This is a genomic window from Nocardioides sp. 1609 (genome assembly GCF_004522105.1).
In the GTDB taxonomy this organism is placed as follows: Bacteria; Actinomycetota; Actinomycetes; order Propionibacteriales; family Nocardioidaceae; genus Nocardioides.
The window spans coordinates 398653-419839 of record NZ_SPUJ01000004.1; the positions used below are offsets into that span (position 1 = coordinate 398653).

A 21187-nucleotide genomic window follows, 5' to 3' on the forward strand; every position below is an offset into this window, starting at 1 on the left:
GGCCGACGCCGCGCGCTCCCCGGGTCCGGGGACCGGGCGGCCGAAACCTGAACCTGGGGGCCGGGATCCCGCCCCCCAGGTTCAGGTTTCCCCGGTCGACCGGGGAAACCCCGCCCCGGTCCGGCCCGCCGCCGTCAGCGCAGCAGGGCCAGGTCCGCGTCGACCATCCGCCCGACGACGCCGGCGAAGTCGACGGTGGGGGTCCAGTCGAGTGTCGTCCGGGCCTTGGACGCGTCGCCGACGAGCTCGGTGGCGTCGGCGGGACGGACCAGCGCGGGGTCGACCTCGACGAGGCCCTCCCAGTCGCTGACGCCGGCGCGGGCGAACGCGGCGGCCACGAAGTCGCGGACCGAGTGCGCGACCCCGGTGGCCACGACGTAGTCGTCGCCGTGCGGCGCGTCGGCGGCCGCTGCGAGCGCGGCGACGTAGTCGGGGGCCCATCCCCAGTCGCGGCGGGCGTCGAGGTTGCCGAGCACGAGACGGGCGGGGGCGTCGTCCGCGCCGGTGGCGATGGCGGCGACGGTCCGGGTGATCTTGCGGGTCACGAAGCCGGCCGGACGACGCGGCGACTCGTGGTTGTAGAGCACCAGGCTCGAGGCGTGCAGCCCGCGGCCGCGGTAGACCGCGACCATCAGGTGGGCGTAGGCCTTCGCGGCGCCGTACGGGTTGATCGGCCGCACCGGCGTCGACTCGTCCTGCGGCGAGGACGGCGGCTGCCCGAAGACCTCCGCGCTCGAGGCCTGCACGAAGCGGACCTGCCGGCCGGTGCGCTCCGCGACCCGGTACGCCGACTCGAGCAGCCCGACCGCGGCGGTGCCGTTGACGAGCGCGGTGCGGTCCGGCTCCGACCACGACTGCGCGACCGAGCTGATCGCGGCCAGGTTGAAGACCCGGTCCGGCGCGAGGTCGAGCAGCAGGGCGCGGGTGCCGGCGACGTCGGCGACGTCGCCGACGTGGGTCCGCACCGCCCCCGGGACGTCGGGCGTCGACTCGCCCTCGAGGACCAGGGCGTGCACCTCGACCCCTCGGGCGAGGAGCAGCTCGGCCAGGTAGCCGCCGTCCTGGCCGCCGACACCGGTGATGAAGGCGGTCGTCACCTCCTTCACCACCCCGACCGGGCGGCCTCGATGTCGGCGTCGACCATCATCCGGACCAGCTCGTCGAACCCGACGCGCGGCTTCCACCCGAGCACCTCGCGGGCCTTGCTCGCGTCGCCGACCAGCTGGTCGACCTCCGCCGGCCGCATGAAGCGGGGGTCGTGGCGCACGTGCCGCTCCCAGTCGTCGATGCCGACGTGGGCGAACGCCGCCTGCACGAACTCGCGCACCGAGTGGGTCTCGCCGGTCGCGATCACGTAGTCGTCGCCGGCCGGCTGCTGCAGCATCAGCCACATCGCCTCGACGTAGTCGCCGGCGAAGCCCCAGTCGCGCTGCGCGTCGAGGTTGCCCATCACGACCTCCTCCTGCAGCCCGAGGTGGATCCGGGCCACCGCCTGGGAGACCTTGCGGGTCACGAACTCGGGTCCGCGCCGCGGCGACTCGTGGTTGAACAGGATGCCCGACGAGGCGTGCATGCCGTAGGACTCGCGGTAGTTGAGCGTCATGTAGTGCCCGTAGACCTTCGCGACGCCGTACGGCGAGCGGGGCCAGAGCAGGGTCCGCTCGTGCTGCGGGACCTCCTGCACCTTCCCGAACATCTCCGAGCTCGACGCCTGGTAGAACCGCACCCGGCTCGGGTCGTCGCCGGTGTGCAGCCGCAACGACTCCAGCAGCGTCAGCACGCCCTTGGCGGTGACGTCGGTCGTGAGCGCCGCCTGCTCCCACGAGTAGGCGACGAACGAGACGGCACCCAGGTTGTAGACCTCGTCGGGGTCGGAGTCGCGCAGCGCACGGATCAGGCTCGACATGTCGGTCAGGTCGCCGTTGTGCAGCGTGACCGTCGGGAGCAGCTGCCGCACCAGGTCGAGCTTGGGGTTGTTCTGGCCCCGGATCAGCCCGTGGACGTCGTACCCCTTGGCGACGAGGAGCTCGGCGAGGTACAGGCCGTCCTGGCCGGTGATCCCGGTGATGAGCGCGCTCGGCATGCGCTCATCCTGACAGGGTGGCCGCGCCCGGGGCTCCTAGTACGCCCCGCGGGAGCCGACGACGGCGCCGAAGGTCTTCATCAGGATCGAGAGGTCCCGGAACATCGACCAGTTGTCGACGTAGAACAGGTCGAGGCGGACGGCCTCGCTCCAGGCGAGGTCGGAGCGGCCCGAGACCTGCCACAGTCCCGTCATGCCGGGGCGCACGTTGAGCCGGCGCGACGTGATGTCGTCGTACGTCGCGACCTCGGTGGGCAGCGGCGGTCGCGGTCCGACCAGGCTCATCTCGCCGCGCAGGACGTTGAACAGCTGCGGCAGCTCGTCGATGGAGAACCGGCGCAGGAAGGCGCCCGGCCGGGTGACCCGCGGGTCGCCCGCCATCTTGAACAGCCCCTCGGCGTACCCGGTCTCGGCGTGCAGCCGGGCCAGGTGCGCCTCGGCGTCGACCACCATCGTGCGCAGCTTGAGGCAGGGGAACTCCTCGCCGTCGCGGCCGATCCGGACCTGGCGGAACAGCACCGGACCGCCGTCGTGCGCCCAGATGCGCAGGGCCGCGAAGACGAAGACCGGGGACAGCGCGAGGATCAGCGCCGCCGAGCCGAGGACGTCGAAGAGTCGCTTGCCCCAGCGGACGGCGTCGATGGTGCCGGTCGGGTCGATGTGGATGAGCGGGAGACCGCCGACGGGTCGCACGTGGACCCGCTCGCCGGAGACGTCGGACACGCTCGGGGCGACGATCACCTGGACGCTCTCGCGCTCGAGGTCCCAGGCGAGCCGGCGCATCTCGACCGACGACGACACGCCTCCGCTGGCGAAGAACACGACGTCGGCGCCGGAGAGCCGGACCTGCTCGACGACGTCGGTGCACAGGCCGAGCACCGGGACGCCGTACGCGGTGTCGGTGACCGAGACGGTCGGCGTCAGCGCGCCGACCACGCGGTAGCCGAGCCCGGACTCGCGGCTCAGCACGGTGGCGACCTCGTCGATCGGGCCGGGGAGCCCGGCGATCAGCACGCTGTGCGAGAGGGCGCCGCGCTTGCGGGCCCGCTGCACCGCGCGGCGCAGCGCGAGGCGCCCGCACAGCAGCGCCGGGATGCCGATGCCGAAGGCGAGCACGAAGAAGCCGCGCGAGAGCGGGAACTTGAGGAGGAACGCGCCGATGCCGACCGCGGCCGCCGTGGCGAACGTGGCGCGGGCGACGCGGCGGAACTCGTCGGTGCCGGCGTCGAAGAGGCTGGGCGCGTAGCCCCCGGCGAGCCAGATGGCGGCCAGCCAGCCGGCGCCGAGCAGCGGACCCGCGTAGCCCATCCGCTCGGTGAGCTCGGCCCCGGAGGACAGCACGTGCCACCGCTCGCGGCCGACGACGGCGGCCAGCGTGGCCAGGACGACGAGCACGGCGTCGAGGGCGAACGCGGTCGCCGGGAGGTACTGCAGGGTCCGCGACGGCAGCGGGACGCGCAGGCGTGACTCGCCGCGCACGCGGTGCATCAGCAGCGACATGCTCGTTCCCCCTCGACGTGTGGCGCTCGTGCTGCGAGCGCGCCGGAGGAGGCGACGACGTCGCCGTCGTCGTGCCTGTGGGCCCCGAGTGCCTGGAGCCGTTGTCGCCCCCCGTGGACAGGGACGACGCTAGGTCCGCCACCGGCAACCGCCGGATTTTTTCACGTCTTGTGGGTATGCGCGGCACGGCCCGGGCGACGGGGGTCACCCCGCCGCGTCGGGCATGCTGGGTCCCCACGACCCGACGAGCCACGTCGCGGTCGCGGTCACGAGACGAGGAGCACCATGCGCGGCATCATCCTGGCCGGCGGGACCGGAAGCCGGCTGCACCCCATCACCCACGCGGTGAGCAAGCAGCTGATGCCGGTCTACGACAAGCCGATGATCCACTACCCGCTGTCGACGCTGATGCTCGCGGGCATCACCGACGTGCTGGTGATCACCACGCCGCACGAGGCCGAGCAGTTCGTCCGCCTCCTCGGCGACGGCTCCCGGTTCGGGATCTCGATCTCGTACGCCGTCCAGCCCTCGCCCGACGGCCTGGCCCAGGCGTTCCTCATCGGTGAGGGCCACATCGGGGGCGAGCCGGTGGGCCTGGTCCTCGGCGACAACATCTTCCACGGCGCCGGGCTCGGCACCCGGCTGCGCCGGTTCGCCGACCTCGACGGCGCGGCCGTCTTCGGCTACCGCGTCGCCGACCCCACGGCGTACGGCGTCGTGGAGTTCGACGCCGCCGGCCGGGCGATCTCGCTGGAGGAGAAGCCGGTCGCCCCGCGCAGCCGGTACGCCGTGCCGGGCCTGTACTTCTACGGCACGGACGTCGTGGAGAAGGCCAAGGGCCTGCGGCCCTCGGAGCGTGGCGAGCTCGAGATCACCGACCTCAACCGGCTCTACCTCGAGGAGGGCCGGCTCCAGGTCGAGGTGCTGCCGCGCGGGTCGGCCTGGCTCGACACCGGGACCTTCGACGACCTCAACGACGCCAGCAACTTCGTGCGCGCCGTGGAGGCGCGGCAGGGCACCAAGGTCGGCGCGCCCGAGGAGGTCGCCTGGCGGATGGGGCTCATCGACGACACCCAGCTCGCCGCCCTCGCCGAGGGCCTGGTCAAGAGCGGCTACGGGGCCTACCTGCTCGACCTGCTCGACGAGCAGACCGGGCCGGGCTGACCTCGCGGCCGGCCTCCCGGGGCCCGGCTGCCGCTCCGATGACTGTTCGGCTGGTCGGCCTAGTCACTCGTGACTAGGGCGGACGGCCCTGGGAGCCGATGCCGGACGGGGTCCCCGGACGCCACTCTTGACGCAGTGCCCCCCCGGAAAATCGGACGGACGCCATGGGGGCGTCCATCGACGCCCGCGACCGACCCCCATCGGACCGCGGGCGCTCCGGATCGAAGGACGTGCGGGGCCGCGGTGCCGACGACGTGAGGGAGGTCGTCGGAGCCGCGGCCCGAGCACGACCCCTGCCGGACGACGGTTAGGGTCGCGTCATGAAGGTTCTCGTGACCGGCGGTGCCGGCTACATCGGTTCGATCACCGCCAAGGCCCTCGAGGAGGCCGGCCACACGCCGGTCATCCTCGACTCGTTGCTCAGCGGCCCGCAGGCCTTCGTCCGTGACCGGATCTTCTACGAGGGCGACATCGCCGACCGTGCCCTCCTGCGCCGGATCGCCGAGGAGCACCCCGACCTGCACGCCACCATCCACATGGCCGCGCGCATCGTCGTGCCGGAGTCGGTCGAGAAGCCCTACGAGTACTACCGCGACAACGTCGCCAAGTCGCTGGAGCTCTTCGACGAGCTCGCCGCGCTCGGCCTGAACCGCGTGCTCTTCTCCTCCTCCGCGAGCCTCTACGCCACCAAGGAGGGCTTCGAGGTCACCGAGGACGACGCCCTCGAGCCCGGCTCCCCGTACGCCCGCACCAAGCGGATGATCGAGGAGGTCCTCGCCGACCTCACGGTCGCCACCGACCTGCGCGCGGTCGTCCTGCGCTACTTCAACCCGATCGGATCCGACCCCGACCTCGAGTCCGGCATCTACGCCAAGGAGCCGTCGCACGTGCTCGGCCAGCTGGTGCTCGCCGCGCGCGGCCAGAAGCCGTCGTTCACCATCACCGGCACCGGGTGGCCGACCAGCGACGGCACGGGCATCCGCGACTACGTCCACGTCTGGGACCTCGCCCGCGCGCACGTGCGTGCCGTGGAGCGCTTCGACGACGTCCTGGTGCAGGTCGGGACGACGTCGACCGTCATCAACGTCGGCACCGGCGCGGGCGTCACCGTGCGCGAGCTCGTCGGCTCCTTCGAGCGGGTCTTCGGCTCCGAGGTGCCCGTGACCGAGGCCGGGCCCCGCCCCGGCGACGTCGCCGGTGCCTTCGCCGGCGTCGACCGCGCCGCCGCCCTGCTCGACTGGCGCACCGAGCTCACCCTCGACGACGCCATCGCGTCGGCGCTCGCCTGGGGCGAGAAGCGCCAGGAGATCCTGGGCTACGAGTGAGCCCGTCGTGAGGCTGGGACCCTCGGCCGCGGCGGCGCTCGCGCTGTCGCTGGTCGTCGCGGGCTGCGGCGGCGACCCCGCCGGCACCTCCGAGGACGCGCGTCCGGCGACGTCGCAGTCGTCCTCGTCCTCGCCGCCGTCGTCGCCGGCCCCGTCACCGGCGCCGGCCGCGGGGTCCGACGCCCGCCCGCTGCGGGGCCGGGTGGTCGTGCTCGACCCCGGCCACCAGCTCGGCAACCGGAACTTCCCCGAGCAGGTCTCACGCCCGGTCCCGGCCGGCGGCTTCACCAAGCCGTGCAACACCACCGGCACCGCGACGGACGCCGGCTACCCCGAGGCGACGTTCACCTGGCAGGTCTCGCGGCTGCTCGCCCGACGGCTCGAGCGGCTCGGTGCCCGTGTCGTCCTGACCCGGACGACGAACTCCGAGCGTCGCTGGGGCCCCTGCGTCGACGTCCGGGGACGGGCCGGGAACCGCATCGACGCCGACCTCAAGCTGAGCATCCACGCCGACGGCTCGTACACCGCCGGCGCGCACGGGTTCCACGTGATCCGCCCGCCCGACCGGCCGCCCTGGACCGACGACATCGTGCGGCCCTCGCGACGGCTGGCCCTCGACCTGCGCCGCTCGCTGCGCCGCTCGGGCTTCCCGTACGCGACGTACGTCGCCGGCGGCGACGGGCTCGACGTCCGCCGCGACCTCGGCAGCCTCAACCTCTCCGACGTGCCGACCGTGATGGTCGAGCTCGGCAACATGCGCTCCTCCGCCGACGCACCCGTCATGACCCGCCCCGCCGGCCGGGCCCGGTACGCCGACGCGCTCGCGGCCGCCGTCGTCCGCAACCTGCGCTGACGCCCGGTCCCGGGACAAGAGCCGGGGCGCCTTCCTCGACCTCTCGTGCGGTCGTGCCCCGACGCCAGGGCGTGCCGGGCGGAGGGCTTGCGTGGCTACAGTCGCGGCATGCCTCTGGACCCCGGGATCGCCACCCTGCTGCAGCTGGTCGACGCCGCGCCGTACCCGCCGATGTCGGAGGGGACGCCGGACCAGGCGCGACGGGCGATGCGGGCGATGACGGTCGACCTCGTGACGCCGGAGACCCGGGTGCCGGTCGGCAGCGTGGTCGAGCTGGAGGTCGCCGGGCGGCCGGCGCGGCTCTACCGGCCGGTCGACGACGGGCCGCTCCCGACGCTGGTCTACCTGCACGGCGGCGGCTTCGTGATCGGCGACCTCGACACCCACGACCAGACCTGCCGGCGACTGTGCGCGGGCGCCTCCGTCGTGGTGCTCGCGATCGACTACCGGCTCGCGCCCGAGGCGCGCTTCCCGGCGGCGGTGGACGACGCCCTGGCCGCCGTCCGGTGGGCCGACGAGCACCGCGGCGACCTCGGCGGAGGTGACGTCCTCGCGGTCGGCGGCGACTCCGCCGGCGGCAACCTCGCCGCCGTCGCCGCCCTCACGCTCGGCAGCAAGGTCGACGCCCAGGTGCTCCTCTACCCGGCCACCCACATGACCGGCGACTTCCCCTCGCGCACCGAGAACGCCGAGGGCTACTTCCTCGACCTGGCCACGATGGGCTGGTTCGGTGGCCACTACCTCGGTCACGACGTCGACCGGGCCGACCCCCGGCACTCGCCGCTGCTGGCCGACGTCGCCGCGGTGGACGGCGCTCTCGCTCCGGCGCTCGTCGTCACCGTCGAGTACGACCCGCTGCGCGACGAGGGGGAGGCGTACGCCGCACTCCTCGAGCGGGCCGGCGTGCCGGTCGAGGCGGTCCGCTACGACGGGCTCGTGCACGGGTTCATCGACATGGGGCCGATGAGTCCGGCGGCCGCCGCCGCGCTCGACGACGTCGTCGTCCGGGTCGGGCGGCTCCTGCGCCGCTGAGCGCCGGGTCAGTCGACGGACAGGGCGTCGAGGGCTCCCAGCACAGCGACGACGTGCGGCACCTCGTGGGTGCGGTAGACGCCGGTGCCGCCGAGGTGGGCCAGCACGGTGAAGAAGCCCTCCGCCGTGCGGAACTGCTCCTCGAAGAGCTCGAAGGAGTGCGGCACCGAGTGGCAGACCGGGACGCCGAGGCTCCGCAGCCGGAACGACTGCACGAGCATCCGGGCCTGGTGGCGCACCCGGGCGCGCTGGTCACCGAGCGAGAAGCCGAACCCGGCCCCGGGGTCGACGGTGAGCGCGGTGACACCGCGGGCGCGGGCGTCGTCGATCCGGCGCGCGAACCCGTCGAGCATGCCGGCCAGCGGGTCGGCCAGCGGGTCGGCCAGCGGGTCGGCCAGCGGGTCGGCCAGCGGGTCGGGCGCGGACGAGCCGTCCGCGGCCGGGTCGAGGGCCCGCGCGTGCGGGCCGAGCACGTGGCACAGCACGACGGCGGCCCCGTGCGCGGCCGCGAGGTCGAACATGGCCGCGTCGTGGGCCGAGCCGGTCAGGTTGACGATGCGCGCCCCCGCCTCGAGGCCGGCCCGGACCGCGGCCGGCTCGTAGCTCTCGATCGAGACCAGCACGCCCTCGGCGGCGAGCTCGCGGATGAGCGGGGTGAGCCGCGCGGCCTGCTCGGCGGCGTCGACCCGTGCCGACGTCGCGTTGCTCGACTCGGCGCCGAGGTCGACGAAGTCGGCGCCCTGCGCGACCAGCACGCGGGCGCGCCGCAGCGCGGAGTCGTACGACGTCACGACGCTCTCGCGGTAGGTGGAGTCGCGCGACAGGTTCACCACCCCCATCACGGCCGGGCGGGCGTCGGTGTCGAAGCTGCGGCCGGCGACCTCCAGCGGCGCGATCGGGCGGTCGAGCGCAGCGAGGTCCTCGGCGTGCTCGGCGGCCAGCCGGGCGAGGTCGGCGAGGCGGATCACCGGCCGCTCCCGGGGGCCAGGTAGCGGTTCATCAGGAATCCCTCGGCGTGGATGACGTGGGCCAGCTCGAAGTGGCGCACCACGTCCCGGGCGCTCCCGGGGCGCTCGGTGAGGCCCGCGAAGGCGGGGGAGACGGTGATGTCGGCCTCGTCGAGCCGGCCGTCGGCCACGAACCGCTCGAGCAGGCTCGGACCGCCCTCGCACACGATGCGCCGCAGGCCGCGCGCGACGAGCGTGTCGACGACGAACCCCGGACCCACCCGCTCGTCCGGGGCGACCACGAGGTCGCAGTGGGCGGCCGCCGCGGCCCGCGCCGCGGCGGTCGCCCCGGCCCCGGCGACCACGATCGGCCGCTCGGTGGACGCGGTGAACAGCTCCGAGTCCCACGGCAGGTCGAGCGACCCGCTGACGACCACGACGACCGGGGCGGCGGCCTGGCCGGCGGCGGTACGGCGCGCGACGTCGGCGGGCTTGGCGCGCATGGCGCCGTACCCCTCGGCGCGGATGGTGCCGGCGCCGACCACCACGGCGTCCGCGAAGCGCCGGACGGCGTCGAAGACGGCCTTGTCGACGCTGGAGGAGATCGAGTCGCTGGTGCCGTCGGGCCCGGCCGCGGCGCCGTCGAGGGTGGTCACCATCATCGCCCGCACCCAGGGGCCCTCCGCGGGCCACGGGTAGGCCGCGGCCACGGCGTCGTCGTCGAGGTCGCCCGAGGTCGGGCCCAGGATCATCTGCACCCGGTGGAATCTAGTGGCAGGCCCCTGCGACCCGACCCACCCGCCGGAGATCTCCTGCGCGAGGCACTGGCCGCTGTCGGCGCCCGCCCCTAGGGTGCAGGGAGCCCGGGTACGCCTGCCCGGCTGGGAGGAGCTCACCACCACATGCGTCCGTCACGTCTCGCGGCTGCCACTGCCCTCGTCATCGCTGCGGCGATGGTCCCCGCAGTGTCAGGATCGTCGTCCGCCGCCCCACCACCCGATCCGGCCTACCGTCCGCTCGACGGCTTCCGGCCGACCGGCGACAAGATCCGGGTGGAGCCCAAGCAGTACTCCGCCGTCCGAGTCGACCTGGGCAAGGTCCGGGCCGACCTCGCCGACGCCCCGGCCGAGGGCGACGGCGGCGGCCTCGTCTTCGCCCTGCCGACGCCGACCGGAGGCACCGAGAAGTTCTCGGTCCAGCGCACCCAGGTGCTCGCTCCGCGGCTCGCCGAGGCCCACCCCGAGATCGCCACCTACTCCGGCCGCTCGGTCAGCCGGCCCGGCCACACCGTCGCGCTCGACGTGACGCCGATGGGCCTGCACGCCGCCGTCCGCGGTCCTCAGGGCCAGGGCACCTGGTACGTCGACCCGGCCTACGACCGGCGCGGCACCACCCAGCACCTCGCCTTCTACGGCAACGACACCACCAGCCCCGAGGAGCAGTTCGCCGAGCGGGAGGCCCCGGAGATCCGGCGCGCCGCGACCCGCACGGGCGGCGGCGCCTCGGGCCGCGCCGGTGCCGCGGTCGTCGAGAAGCGCTACCGGCTCGCCCTGACCTCCGACCCGTCCTACGCCGCGTACTTCGGCACCGACAACGTGCTCGCCGAGAAGGCCACGCTGATCAACCGGGTCAACCAGATCTACAAGCAGGACCTCGCGATCACGCTGCAGCTGATCAACGAGACCGACGACCTCAACTTCGACACCACCGCCGAGGCCACCGGGGCCAACGGCCCGTGCGGCGCGGAGCCGTGCTTCCGCACCGTCATCTACCCCGACGACGCCCCCGCGGACCAGTTCGGCGACCTCGACTTCTGCAGCGGCGAGACCCTCGCCCGCAACCGGCTCGTGCTCGGCCAGGTCGTCGGCGCCAGCAACTACGACGTCGGCCACATCGCGCTCGGCGTGAACGGTGGCGGCGTGGCCTACCTCGGCGTCGTCGGCGCCGACTACAAGGGTGGCGGCTGCACCGGCCTGCCGGAGCCCAAGGGTGACTTCTTCGCGATCGACTACGTCGCCCACGAGATCGGTCACCAGTTCGCCGGCAACCACACCTTCAACGGCGTCTACCGCAGCTGCTCCGGAGGCAACCGCAACGACACCACCTCGGTCGAGCCCGGCTCGGGCTCCTCGGTGATGGCCTACGCCGGCATCTGCCGCCAGGACAACCTGCAGGACCACACCGACCCGTACTTCTCGGCCCGCACCCTCGACGAGGTCAACGCCTACACCGGCGCCGACCTGCCCGACACCGTCGAGGTGCAGACCGTCTCGCTGCGCGGCTTCGGGGCCCCCGGCTCCACGGTCACCCTCGGCTTCGACGGCGACACCGTCGAGGTCGACGCGGACGACGACCGGGCCGCGATCGAGGCCAAGATGGCGACGCTCACCGGCCAGGACGTCACCGTCGCCGGCTGGGGCTACGACCCCTACGGCAGCTACACCGACTACCCCGCGCCGCTCACCGACGTGACGTCGACCGGTTTCCAGGTGATCTTCGCCCCGACCGGTGCCCCCGACGAGCCCGGTCCGCACGCCGACGTCGACGCGATCACGGTCGTCGGCGGCAGCGCCGGGGTCTCCGGCTTCGTGGGCGAGACCGCCAAGGGCGGCGCCGCCGACAACGACGGCACGACGGCGGTGACCACGAGCGACCGCGCACCGGAGGTCACCTCGGTCACGGTCGTGCGCAAGGTGCCGACCCGCACGCCGTTCATCCTCACCGGCAAGGCCAAGGACGCCGACGGCGACCCGCTCACCTACCTGTGGGAGCAGACCGACGACGCCCGCGGGCTCGACGGCACCGCGCTGCCGTCCAACAAGAAGACCCACGGACCGCTGTTCCGGGTCTTCGGCACCGCCGCCGACGTCAGCGACGCCGACTCGCTCGAGTCGCCCTCGCCGGGCATCAACCTCGCCACCGGCGCGCCGTCGCGGTCCTTCCCGGACCTGGCGCAGGTGCTGTCGGGCAACACCAACGCCCGCACCGGGCGCTGCCCGGTGGCTCCGCCGCCGCCGCCGGACGACGGCCCGAACGTGCCGCTCGACCCGGCGCTGGTCGAGTGCTACTCGGAGTTCCTGCCGACGGCCGCCTACCAGGGCACCCCGGGCAAGCAGAAGGGCGCGATGCACTTCCGGGTCACCGTGCGTGACGGCCGCGGTGGCGTCGCCTACCGCAACGTCGTGGTGCAGGTCGTCAAGAAGGCCGGCCCGTTCCTCGTGACCTCGCAGGCGAAGAAGAGCTACGTCGCGAAGAAGGGCACGACCATCCCCGTGAGGTGGAAGGTCAACGGCACCCGCAAGCTCACCAAGAAGGTGACGATCTACCTGTCGACCAACGGCGGGAAGACCTGGTCGCGCACCCTCGCCAGGGCGACGGCCAACGACGGCAAGCAGGTCGTCCAGCTGCCGAAGGGCGTGCGGTCGAAGAAGGCGCGGATCGTCGTGACCTCGCTCAAGGGCGGCTTCTACGCCGTCAGCAAGGCGGACTTCAAGATCCGCTGATCCACCCGCCGGCCGAGGCCGGAGCACGAACGAGACCAGCGGCGCCGGGAACATCCCGGCGCCGCTGGTGGTTCGCCCCCACGATGACCACCGACGACTCCCGCCGCGTGTCGCTGCTCCTGGGACTCCTCTTCGGCCTGGCCGGCATGGGTTCGTCCTCCGCGGCGATCGCGCTCCCGCTCATCGGCGACGACCTCGGCGTCAGCCCCGGGACCGCCACCTGGACCATCAGCCTCTACACCCTGATGCTCGCGGTGACGACCGCCGTCTACGGCCGGTTCTCCGACCTGGTCGGCATCCGGATCCCGCTGCTCGTCGGCGTCAGCCTGATGACCGCCGGCGCCGTCCTGGCCGCCGCTGCGCCGACGTTCGAGACCCTCGTCCTGGCCCGGATGCTGCAGGGCGCCGGTGCCGCCGCGGTGCCGACCCTCGGCGTCGCCGTCCTCAACGGGCGGTACTCCGGCTCCGTGCGCGGGCTCGCGCTCGGGCGGCTCGCCGGGATGGCGGCCGCGATCAGCTGCCTCGGTCCGCTCCTCGGGGGCGTGCTCGAGCAGGCGCTCGGGTGGCGAGCGGTGATGGCGCTCCCGGTGCTCGGACTCCTGGTGCTGCCGGTGCTGTGGCCGGCGCTCACGCGCGAGGGCAGCGGGGCGCGGCTCGACCTGCTCGGTGCACTGCTGGTCGCGTTCACCGCTGCCGGTGTCGTCCTGGTCGTGCAGTCGCCGTCGACCGGCTTCGTCGTGCTGGCCGCCGGGGTGCTCCTGCTCGTCCTCGGCACGCCGGCCACGATCGTCCGGGTGCGGCGCCGCCCGCACGGGTTCCTGCCGATGTCGGTGGTCCGCAACGGCACCGTCGTGCGCAGCGCGGTGGCCGCCGCCGCGGTGCCGGCGTCCTGGTTCGCGCTGCTCGTCGCGGTGCCCGGCGTCCTGGTGGCACACGACTGGGAGCCGTGGCAGGTGGGACTGCTGCTGGTGCCCAGCGCGGCCCTGGCGCTCGTGGTGCCGCGGGTGGCCGGTCCGCTCATCACCTCGGCCGGCCCGACCCGGGCGATCGCGATCGCCGGCGTCGTCGCGACCGTCGCCCTGGTGATCGCGTCGGTCGGCGCCACCACCGTCTCCGCGCCCCTGCTCGGCGTCGGGGTCCTGCTCGTCACCGTGGCCTTCGGCCTGGGGCAGCCGGCGATGACCGCCGCGGTCGCCGATGCCGTCGACGCCGACGTGCGTGGTGTCGCACTCGGCGTGGCGACGCTGGTGTTCCTGGTCGGCGGGAGCGTGGGATCGGCCGTCGTGGGCGGGCTGGGGGAGCCGATCGGCGTCGGCTGGAGCCTCGCCGTGCTCGCCGCGCTGCCCCTGCTCGGCCTGGTCACCATCACCGCCGAGCTGCGCCGCCCCGTCGCCCTCGACTGACCTGGGCCGGCGCCGCGCCCCGGCCGGGCCGGGCCGGGCCGGGCACAGGGTCCGGGCACCCGGTGCCGGGTGGCACAGTTGCTCCATGAGGACGCAGCAGGAGACCGGCCGGCGTTCGCCGGTCGCGGTCGCGGCCCTGGGCGCGGGTGGCTTCGTCGCGCTCCTGTGGCTGATCGAGATCATCGACGCCCTCGCCGACCACCGCCTCGACCAGTACGGCGTCCGGCCGCGCTCCGACGAGGGCCTGGTCGGGATCCTCGTCGCCCCGCTGCTGCACGGCGGCTGGCTGCACCTCGAGGCCAACACGCTCCCGGCACTGGTCCTGCTCTTCCTGGTCCTGGTCACCGGCGTGGCTCGCGGGCTGCAGGCGACCGCGGTCATCTGGGTGGTCGGCGGGCTCGGGGTGTGGCTGGTGGCGCCCTCCGACACGGTCCATCTCGGCGCGTCCGTGCTGGTGTTCGGCTGGCTCGTCCACCTGGTGCTGCGCGGCGTCTTCAACCGCCGGGTCCGCGAGATCCTGCTCGGGGTGGCGCTGCTCGTCGTCTACGGCAGCGTGCTCCTCGGCGTCCTTCCCGGCGAGCCGGGGATCTCCTGGCAGGGACACCTCTTCGGCGCTCTCGGCGGCGCCCTCGCCGCGTTCCTGCTCGCCGAGCGCGAGCGCACCGTCGTCTGACCCACGCCGCCGACGCCCTGCGTCTGCGTGGTCCGGGCGTGACGCCGAGTCGGCGTTCGCGTCGAGCACGAACGCCGACTCGACGCGATCCGACTTCAACTCCGCGCCGACTCGGCGTGGATTGCGGCGCCCGGGCTCAGTCGCTCGCGATGGTCGCGTGCTCGTCGCGGAGCTGGCGCTTGAGGATCTTGCCGCTGGGGTTCTTCGGGAGCGCGTCGGCCAGGACGACGTACTTCGGGGCCTTGTAGCCGGCCAGGACGGACCGGGCGTGGGCCAGCACGTCGTCGGCGGTGAGCTCGGCGCCGGCCCGGGCGACGACGACGGCGGTGACCGCCTCCACCCAGCGCGGGTGGCTGACGCCGAACACGGCGACCTCGGCGACGCCGGGCAGCGTGTAGATCGCCTCCTCGACCTCGCGGCTCGCGACGTTCTCGCCGCCGGTCTTGATCATGTCCTTCTTGCGGTCCACGACGTAGAGCCGGCCGCCGTCGTCGAGGTAGCCGAGGTCGCCGGAGTGGAACCAGCCGTGCTGGAACGCCTCGGCCGTCTTGGCGGGGTCGTCGTGGTAGCCGAGCGTCGCGTGCGGGGAGCGGTGCACGATCTCGCCGACCTCGTGCGGGGGAAGCGGGTCGACCGAGGATCCGTCGGCGGGGACGATCCGGGTCTCGACGTTGAGCGCGGCCCGGCCGGCGGAGCCGGCGTGGGTGAGCTGCTCCTCGGGACCGAGGATGGTGGCCAGCGGCGCCATCTCGGTCTGGCCGTAGAAGTTCCACAGGTCGACGTCGGGGAGCCGCTCGCGCATCTCCTTGAGCACCTCGACCGGCATCGGGGAGGCGCCGTAGTAGCCCTTGCGCAGCGAGGACAGGTCGGCGGTGTCGAAGGCGGGGGAGCGCAGCAGACCGATCCACACCGTGGGCGGCGCGAAGTACTTGGTGACCCGGTGCTCGGCGATCGCCGCCAGCACGGCGGCCGGGTCCGGCCCGGGGAGGATCACCGAGGTCGCTCCGAGGTAGACGTCGACGCCGAGGAAGCAGTCGAGCTGGGCGCAGTGGTAGAGCGGCAGGGTGTGCAGCTCGACGTCGTCGGCGCTCATCGACCCGTCGATCACGCACGAGACGTACTGCCACATCAGGGCCCGGCTGCTCAGCAGGGCACCCTTGGGGCGGGACTCGGTGCCCGAGGTGAACATCATCCGCACCGGGTCGTCGTCGGCCACCGGCACGTGCGGCGGGACGCCGTCCCGCTCGACCCAGTCCTGGAGGTCGACCCAGCCGTCGGGCACCGCGCCGTCGGCGAGCCGGACGACGGCGCGGACCGGCACCGCTCGGCCGAGCGCCCCGAGGGCCTGCCCGGCGACCTCGAGGAGCCCGTCCTCGACCACGAACGCCGACGCGCAGCTGTGGTCGAGGATGTAGGCGATCTCGTCGCCGCCCAGCATGAAGTTGATCGGCACCAGGACGACGCCGACCCGCGCCGCGGCGAAGTCGAGGACGGCGAACTGCCAGCAGTTGTGGCTCAGCAGTGCGAGCCGGTCACCCTTGGCCAGACCCGCGTCGGCGATCGCGGCCGCGACCCGGTCGACCGTCGCGTCGAGCTCGGCGAAGGTCAGCCGGGTCGACCCGTCGATGATCGCGGTCTTGTCGGGGTACCGGGCGGCGCTGCGCCGGGGCAGGTCTCCGAGCGTGTGCTGGCGGGCGTGGGAGATCTCCGGGTCCATGGACCGAACCTACGACGTGGAGCCGGAGACCGGGAGGTCGGTCAGCGCCCGCCCTTGCGCACGCGGGAGGCGGTCTTGGCGCGCTCGTTCTGGTCGAGGACGACCTTGCGGATGCGCACCATGTCGGGCGTGACCTCGACGCACTCGTCGTCGCGGCAGAACTCGAGGCACTGCTCGAGCGAGAGCTTGCGCGGCGGGATGAGCTTCTCGAAGTTGTCGGAGGTGGCGGAGCGGATGTTGGTCTGCTGCTTCTCCTTGGTGATGTTGACGTCCATGTCGTCGGCGCGGGAGTTCTCGCCGATGATCATGCCCTCGTAGACCTCGGTGGTGGGCTCGACGAACATCGTGCCCCGCTCCTGCAGGTTGGTCATGGCGTACGCCGTCGCCGCGCCCTTGCGGTCGGCGACCAGTGAGCCGTTGGTGCGCGAGCGGATCTCCCCGGCCCACGGCTCGTAGCCCTCGGAGATGCCGTGCGCGATGCCGGTGCCGCGGGTGTCGGTGAGGAACTCGGTGCGGAAGCCGATCAGGCCCCGGGCGGGCACCATGAACTCCATGCGGACCCAGCCGGTGCCGTGGTTGGTCATCTGCTCCATGCGGCCCTTGCGGCTCGCGAGCAGCTCCGTGATCGTGCCGAGGTACTCCTCGGGGGCGTCGATCGTCAGGCGCTCGTACGGCTCGTGGACCTTGCCGTCGATCTCCTTGGTGACCACCTGCGGCTTGCCGACGGTGAGCTCGAAGCCCTCGCGGCGCATCTGCTCGACCAGGATGGCCAGCGCCAGCTCGCCGCGGCCCTGCACCTCCCAGGCGTCGGGCCGCTCGGTCGGGAGCACCCGCAGCGACACGTTGCCGACGAGCTCGACGTCGAGGCGGTCCTTGACGAGGCGGGCGGTGACCTTGCCGCCCTTGGTGCGGCCCACCAGCGGGGAGGTGTTGGTGCCGATCGTCATCGAGATGGCCGGCTCGTCGACGTGGATGAGCGGGAGCGCGACCGGGTTCTCCGGGTCGGCGAGCGTCTCGCCGATGGTGATCTCCGGGATGCCGGCGATGGCGACGATGTCGCCGGGGCCGGCGGACTCGCCGGGCTTGCGCTCGAGGCCCTCGGTGACGAGGAGCTCGGTGATCTTGACGTTCTTGACCTCGCCGTCGCGGCGCATCCAGGCGACCTGCTGACCCTTGCGCAGGGTGCCCTCGTGGACGCGGACGAGCGCGAGCCGGCCCAGGAACGGGGAGGCGTCGAGGTTGGTGACGTGGGCCTGGAGCGGCGCGCCCTCGGTGTACGTCGGGGCGGGGATCGTCTCGAGGATCGTCTTGAACAGCGGCTCGAGGTCGCTGCCCTCGGGCATCGTGCCGTCCTCGGGCGCGGTCAGGCTGGCGATGCCGGCGCGGCCCGAGGCGTAGACCACCGGGAAGTCGAGCGCGTCCTGGCTGTGGCTCTCGTCGAGGAGGTCCATGAACAGCTCGTAGGTCTCGTCGACGACCTCGGCGATGCGCGCGTCGCTGCGGTCGGTCTTGTTGACGACCAGGATCACCGGCATGTCGGCGTTCAGCGCCTTGCGCAGCACGAAGCGGGTCTGGGGGAGCGGGCCCTCGGACGCGTCGACGAGCAGGACGATGCCGTCGACCATTGACAGGCCGCGCTCGACCTCGCCGCCGAAGTCGGCGTGGCCGGGGGTGTCGATGATGTTGATGACCATCGGCATCCCGCCACCGGCGGGGCCCTCGTAGTGCACCGCGGTGTTCTTCGCGAGGATCGTGATGCCCTTCTCGCGCTCGAGGTCGCCGGAGTCCATGACCCGTTCGGCGACCGACTCGGCCTGGTGGGCGGTGAACGCCCCGGCCTGGCGCAGCATCGCGTCGACGAGGGTGGTCTTGCCGTGGTCGACGTGCGCCACGATGGCGACGTTGCGCAGGTCGGAGCGAGTGGTGGTCCGGTCGGACATGCGAAAGCCTCGGTCTGTTCTCAGGAGTAAGGGGGACGTCGGCCGACGTCGCCGGGCGCGAGTGCGCAGGACCGAGTCTAGTGAGGGTGACCGCGCTGGCCCGCATCGGCGGCGGGCGGCAACTTTCGGCCCGCCCGTGCGTCCTACCGGACATGACCACCACCACCCCCGGGCGTGCCCGCCCCGTCCTCGTCCTCCGCCGCCTCGCGCCGGCCCTCGCACCGGCCCTCGTGCCGGCCCTCCTCGTGGCCCTCGTCGGGGCCCTCGTCGCGGCCCTGCTCACCACCTCCGTCGCCGCGCGGGCCGACGCCGCGGTCCCCGCCGAGCGAGGGGTGACCGGGGCCGACGTCCCGACCACGGGGCAGGTGGCGCGGATCTTCCCGTTCCTCGCCGGCGGCAGCCGGGCGCTCGACGTCGGCAGTGCTCTCGACCTGTACGACGACACCTGTGTCGGGCTCACCGGCGGCTTCCGCGCCCGGTCGGTCCGGTTCGCCGCCTACCTCGACGCCGACGGCGCCGTCCCGTACTTCGAGGGCCGCGAGGACCCGACGTTCTTCGTCTACGAGTTCGGCTCGCGGCGCCGCGCCCGCGCCGGCTTCCAGGCCCTCGTCGACTACGCGACCCGGTGCGAGGGCACCGCCACCGACGGCGACACGACCAGGACGCTGAGCCCGGTGTCGGTGCCCGCCCTCGGTGAGCGGCGGCTCGGGTTCCGGACCGCGAGCCGGTTCCTCGACTCCAGCGTCGCCCGCAACCTCGAGGTCTACGTCCTCCGCGGCCGCCGCATCGAGCGCTCCTGGATCCAGCGGGACACCCGCGTGATCAACCGCCAGCACGCCGTCCGGATGGCCCGGCTGCTCGGCCGGACCGCAGGCTGAGCCGGCGGCTCAGGCCAGGGCGCGGTCGAGCGCGGCGTTGACGTGCAGCGTGGTGCAGGGGAACAGCGGCAGCTCGGAGTCGGCCTGCTTCACGAGCAGCTCGAGCTCGGTGCAGCCGAGCACGAGGCCGCCGGCGCCGGCGTCCCACAGCTGGTCGACGAGCCCGACGACGGTGCGGCGGGAGCTGTTGAGCACCCGGCCGTGCACGAGCTCCTCGTAGATGATCCGGTTGACCTCGGCGTGCTGCGAGGCGTCGGGCACGTGGACCGTCAGCCCGTGCGAGGCCATCCGCTCGACGAAGAAGTCGCGCGACATCGCGAAGGTGGTGCCGACGAAGCCGACGGAGTCGAGACCACGGGCCACGCACGCCTCGGCGACGACGTCGGCGAGGTGCAGCACCGGGATCGAGACGGCCGCCGCGACCTGGTCGGCGACCCGGTGGAACGTCGTGGTGCACAGCACCAGGAAGTCGGCGCCGGCCACCTCGACCGAGCGGGCCGCCGCCACGAGGATCGCCGCGACGTCGTCCCAGCGCTCCTGCTCCTGCAGGGCCGTGACCTCCGCGAAGTCGACCGAGGCCATCACGGTCCGCGCCGAGGACAGCCCGCCGAGGCGCTGCTCCACGCCGGCGTTCAGCATCTGGTAGTACACGGCGCTGGATTCCCAGCTCATGCCGCCGATGAGTCCGATGGTCTGCACGGGGTCAGTCTGCCGCACCCTCGGCGCGCCGCCCGTCCCTCACCGGAGGTTGAGCAGGCGAACGTCGACGAGCGCCGGCGAGACCCCGGCCCGCCGTTGCCGACCCGACCTCGGGGGCTTGGCCTTGATGGGCCAGGCGTCTCGACACGCGGGTTGCCACCTCGACCCTCGGTCGCGCCGCTTGCTCGACGACCGTCGAGCTGACCCGCCCTCGCCGGCTCGGGCGGCCAGCTCGGGCGGCCAGCTCGGACGGTCAGCTCCGGTGGACCTTGAACTGGGAGGCCTGGGCGCGTGGGCGGATGACGAGCTCGTCGATGTTGACGTGGCGCGGGCGGGTGACCATCCAGGTGATCGCGTCGGCGACGTCCTCGGCGACGAGGGGCTCGGCGACGCCCGCGTAGACCGCCGCCGCCCGCTCCGCGTCACCGTCGAAGCGGGTCAGGGCGAACTCGTCGGTGCGCACCATGCCGGGAGCGATCTCGGTGACCCGCACCGGCTGGTCCCACAGCTCGAGGCGCAGCGTCTCGGAGACGACCTGGGTGCCGTGCTTGGCGACGGTGTAGCCGCCCCCGCCCTCGTAGGCGATCCGGCCCGCGGTCGAGCCCACGTTGCAGATGATCCCGGCTCCGTCGTCGGCGGCGAGCAGGGCGGGCAGGAGGGCCCGGGTCACCTGCATCAACCCGATGACGTTCACCTCGTACATCCGGCGCCAGTCGTCCGCGTCGGACTCGGCCACGGTCGCGGCGCCGAACGCGCCGCCGGCGTTGTTGACGAGGACGTCGAGCCGGCCGCCGACCACCTCGGCGAGCGCGGCGACCGAGGCGGGGTCGGTGACGTCGCACGTCACGGCCGTGCCGCCGATCTCCTCGGCGAGCTCGGTGACCCGCTCGGTGCGACGGGCGGCGCAGTAGACGTGGAAGCCGGTGGCGGCCAGCGAGCGGGCGGTCGCGGCGCCGATCCCGCTGCTGGCTCCGGTGACGACGGCGTGACGGGTCATGGCACGATCATCCACGCCCTGGCCGGTCGAGAAGTCGCCAGGGCCGGGGAGGAGAGCCGGGGTGCGAGGACTGGAGCTGGCCACGTGGGGCGCCGCCCTCCTGGGTGGGATCGTGCTGGTGGCCCACCTGTTCGTCGCCGACCAGCGGTTCGGCTGGGTGGGGTGGGGCCTGGTCGGCGTCGCCGTCGCCCTGGCCGGCGCGGGCCTCGCGCGGCCGCGGGTGCTGGCCCTCATGGGTGCCATCGGTGCGCTGACGCTCGGCTGGGCCGTCCTGGAGGTCGGCCACGAGCTCGCGTCCGAGCGTCAGCTCGGCGCCGTCGTCGGCGGGCTCGCCACGCTGTCGGTCGCCGTCACGGTGCTCCGTTCGTCCCGGCCGGACGAGGCGTAGGTGATCGAGCGGGCGAGCCGAGGTCCCGGTCGCGGGAATGCTCGGCCGGCCACGCGTGTTGAGCACCCCGTGGTGGACGTGAGGC

Annotated in this window: 18 protein-coding genes; 9 read left to right on the plus strand and 9 right to left on the minus strand. The window is 73.4% G+C overall.

Annotated features, from left to right (window positions below):
* Positions 1–134: 134 nt before the first annotated feature.
* The 3 genes from E4623_RS12225 to E4623_RS12235 are packed head-to-tail and all read right to left on the minus strand — an operon-like array spanning position 135 to position 3583.
* Positions 135–1106, minus strand: coding sequence for a GDP-mannose 4,6-dehydratase (locus tag E4623_RS12225; RefSeq protein WP_209020646.1), 972 nt, complete (start codon positions 1104–1106; stop codon positions 135–137).
* Positions 1103–2083, minus strand: a complete 981-nt coding sequence (gene gmd / locus E4623_RS12230; protein ID WP_134766804.1) for a GDP-mannose 4,6-dehydratase — start codon at positions 2081–2083, stop codon at positions 1103–1105. The genes E4623_RS12225 and gmd overlap by 4 nt, the downstream gene beginning before the upstream one ends.
* Positions 2084–2119: 36 nt before the next feature.
* Entirely contained in the window at positions 2120–3583 is a 1464-nt protein-coding gene (locus E4623_RS12235) for a sugar transferase (protein WP_134766805.1), read from the minus strand.
* A 285-nt stretch (positions 3584–3868) separates the two neighbouring features.
* Between E4623_RS12235 and rfbA the strand changes: the two genes are divergently transcribed.
* The 4 genes from rfbA to E4623_RS12255 all read left to right on the plus strand — a co-directional run bounded on the left by rfbA (position 3869) and on the right by E4623_RS12255 (position 7957).
* The gene (gene rfbA, locus E4623_RS12240) at positions 3869–4747 is read left to right on the plus strand and encodes a glucose-1-phosphate thymidylyltransferase RfbA (protein WP_134766806.1); all 879 of its coding nucleotides are present in this window, start codon (positions 3869–3871) and stop codon (positions 4745–4747) included.
* Between the two features lie 320 nt (positions 4748–5067).
* Positions 5068–6072 carry a UDP-glucose 4-epimerase GalE gene (gene galE, locus E4623_RS12245; RefSeq protein ID WP_134766807.1) on the plus strand — a complete coding sequence of 335 codons (1005 nt, stop codon included), beginning with the start codon at positions 5068–5070 and terminating at the stop codon, positions 6070–6072.
* A gap of 7 nt (positions 6073–6079) precedes the next feature.
* On the plus strand, positions 6080–6925 hold the full coding sequence (locus tag E4623_RS12250; protein WP_245155048.1) for an N-acetylmuramoyl-L-alanine amidase: 846 nt from the start codon (positions 6080–6082) through the stop codon (positions 6923–6925).
* A 108-nt stretch (positions 6926–7033) separates the two neighbouring features.
* A complete protein-coding gene (locus E4623_RS12255) occupies positions 7034–7957 on the plus strand; it encodes an alpha/beta hydrolase (RefSeq protein ID WP_134766808.1) in 924 nt (307 codons plus the stop codon).
* Between the two features lie 8 nt (positions 7958–7965).
* On the opposite strand, the gene E4623_RS12260 is transcribed toward E4623_RS12255, so the two are convergent.
* The gene (locus E4623_RS12260; RefSeq protein WP_134766809.1) at positions 7966–8925 is read right to left on the minus strand and encodes a dihydropteroate synthase; all 960 of its coding nucleotides are present in this window, start codon (positions 8923–8925) and stop codon (positions 7966–7968) included.
* Positions 8922–9656: a dihydrofolate reductase family protein gene (locus E4623_RS12265; RefSeq protein ID WP_134767124.1), complete on the minus strand. Its 735-nt coding sequence runs from the start codon at positions 9654–9656 to the stop codon at positions 8922–8924. Before E4623_RS12265 ends, E4623_RS12260 begins: the two co-directional genes overlap by 4 nt.
* Positions 9657–9869: 213 nt before the next feature.
* Here E4623_RS12265 and E4623_RS12270 point away from each other — a divergent pair, with 213 nt between their 5' ends.
* From E4623_RS12270 to E4623_RS12280, 3 genes are all read left to right on the plus strand, one after another.
* Complete coding sequence (locus E4623_RS12270; protein WP_245155049.1) at positions 9870–12407, plus strand: reprolysin-like metallopeptidase; 2538 nt, start codon at positions 9870–9872, stop codon at positions 12405–12407.
* Positions 12408–12490: 83 nt separating this feature from the next.
* The gene (locus E4623_RS12275; protein ID WP_134766810.1) at positions 12491–13810 is read left to right on the plus strand and encodes an MFS transporter; all 1320 of its coding nucleotides are present in this window, start codon (positions 12491–12493) and stop codon (positions 13808–13810) included.
* Positions 13811–13895: 85 nt separating this feature from the next.
* Positions 13896–14483 (plus strand): rhomboid family intramembrane serine protease, encoded by a 588-nt coding sequence (locus E4623_RS12280; protein ID WP_134766811.1) that lies wholly within the window; start codon positions 13896–13898, stop codon positions 14481–14483.
* A 136-nt stretch (positions 14484–14619) separates the two neighbouring features.
* Here E4623_RS12280 and E4623_RS12285 read toward each other — a convergent pair whose 3' ends face one another.
* On the minus strand, positions 14620–16200 hold the full coding sequence (locus tag E4623_RS12285) for a fatty acyl-CoA synthetase (protein ID WP_134766812.1): 1581 nt from the start codon (positions 16198–16200) through the stop codon (positions 14620–14622).
* Positions 16201–16241: 41 nt separating this feature from the next.
* Entirely contained in the window at positions 16242–18140 is a 1899-nt protein-coding gene (gene typA / locus E4623_RS12290; RefSeq protein ID WP_134766813.1) for a translational GTPase TypA, read from the minus strand.
* A gap of 152 nt (positions 18141–18292) precedes the next feature.
* On the opposite strand from typA, the gene E4623_RS12295 reads away from it, so the two are divergent.
* Positions 18293–19018, plus strand: a complete 726-nt coding sequence (locus E4623_RS12295) for a hypothetical protein (RefSeq protein ID WP_134766814.1) — start codon at positions 18293–18295, stop codon at positions 19016–19018.
* 9 nt (positions 19019–19027) lie between these two features.
* Here E4623_RS12295 and E4623_RS12300 read toward each other — a convergent pair whose 3' ends face one another.
* Both E4623_RS12300 and E4623_RS12305 read right to left on the minus strand, forming a co-directional pair.
* Complete coding sequence (locus tag E4623_RS12300; RefSeq protein WP_134766815.1) at positions 19028–19717, minus strand: aspartate/glutamate racemase family protein; 690 nt, start codon at positions 19715–19717, stop codon at positions 19028–19030.
* Between the two features lie 253 nt (positions 19718–19970).
* Positions 19971–20714 carry an SDR family oxidoreductase gene (locus tag E4623_RS12305; protein WP_134766816.1) on the minus strand — a complete coding sequence of 248 codons (744 nt, stop codon included), beginning with the start codon at positions 20712–20714 and terminating at the stop codon, positions 19971–19973.
* Between the two features lie 61 nt (positions 20715–20775).
* On the opposite strand from E4623_RS12305, the gene E4623_RS12310 reads away from it, so the two are divergent.
* On the plus strand, positions 20776–21102 hold the full coding sequence (locus E4623_RS12310; RefSeq protein ID WP_134766817.1) for a hypothetical protein: 327 nt from the start codon (positions 20776–20778) through the stop codon (positions 21100–21102).
* Positions 21103–21187: the final 85 nt, after the last annotated feature.

What these genes read in the sequence shown, in the direction of transcription:
- E4623_RS12265 (WP_134767124.1), bottom strand. Translation starts at nt 9,656, where the DNA reads ATGATCCTGGGCCCGACCTCGGGCGACCTCGACGACGACGCCGTGGCC.
- E4623_RS12295 (WP_134766814.1), top strand. Translation starts at nt 18,293, where the DNA reads ATGACCACCACCACCCCCGGGCGTGCCCGCCCCGTCCTCGTCCTCCGC.
- galE (WP_134766807.1), top strand. Translation starts at nt 5,068, where the DNA reads ATGAAGGTTCTCGTGACCGGCGGTGCCGGCTACATCGGTTCGATCACC.
- E4623_RS12285 (WP_134766812.1), bottom strand. Translation starts at nt 16,200, where the DNA reads ATGGACCCGGAGATCTCCCACGCCCGCCAGCACACGCTCGGAGACCTG.
- E4623_RS12280 (WP_134766811.1), top strand. Translation starts at nt 13,896, where the DNA reads ATGAGGACGCAGCAGGAGACCGGCCGGCGTTCGCCGGTCGCGGTCGCG.
- E4623_RS12275 (WP_134766810.1), top strand. Translation starts at nt 12,491, where the DNA reads ATGACCACCGACGACTCCCGCCGCGTGTCGCTGCTCCTGGGACTCCTC.
- rfbA (WP_134766806.1), top strand. Translation starts at nt 3,869, where the DNA reads ATGCGCGGCATCATCCTGGCCGGCGGGACCGGAAGCCGGCTGCACCCC.
- E4623_RS12305 (WP_134766816.1), bottom strand. Translation starts at nt 20,714, where the DNA reads ATGACCCGTCACGCCGTCGTCACCGGAGCCAGCAGCGGGATCGGCGCC.
- typA (WP_134766813.1), bottom strand. Translation starts at nt 18,140, where the DNA reads ATGTCCGACCGGACCACCACTCGCTCCGACCTGCGCAACGTCGCCATC.
- E4623_RS12235 (WP_134766805.1), bottom strand. Translation starts at nt 3,583, where the DNA reads ATGTCGCTGCTGATGCACCGCGTGCGCGGCGAGTCACGCCTGCGCGTC.
- E4623_RS12255 (WP_134766808.1), top strand. Translation starts at nt 7,034, where the DNA reads ATGCCTCTGGACCCCGGGATCGCCACCCTGCTGCAGCTGGTCGACGCC.
- gmd (WP_134766804.1), bottom strand. Translation starts at nt 2,083, where the DNA reads ATGCCGAGCGCGCTCATCACCGGGATCACCGGCCAGGACGGCCTGTAC.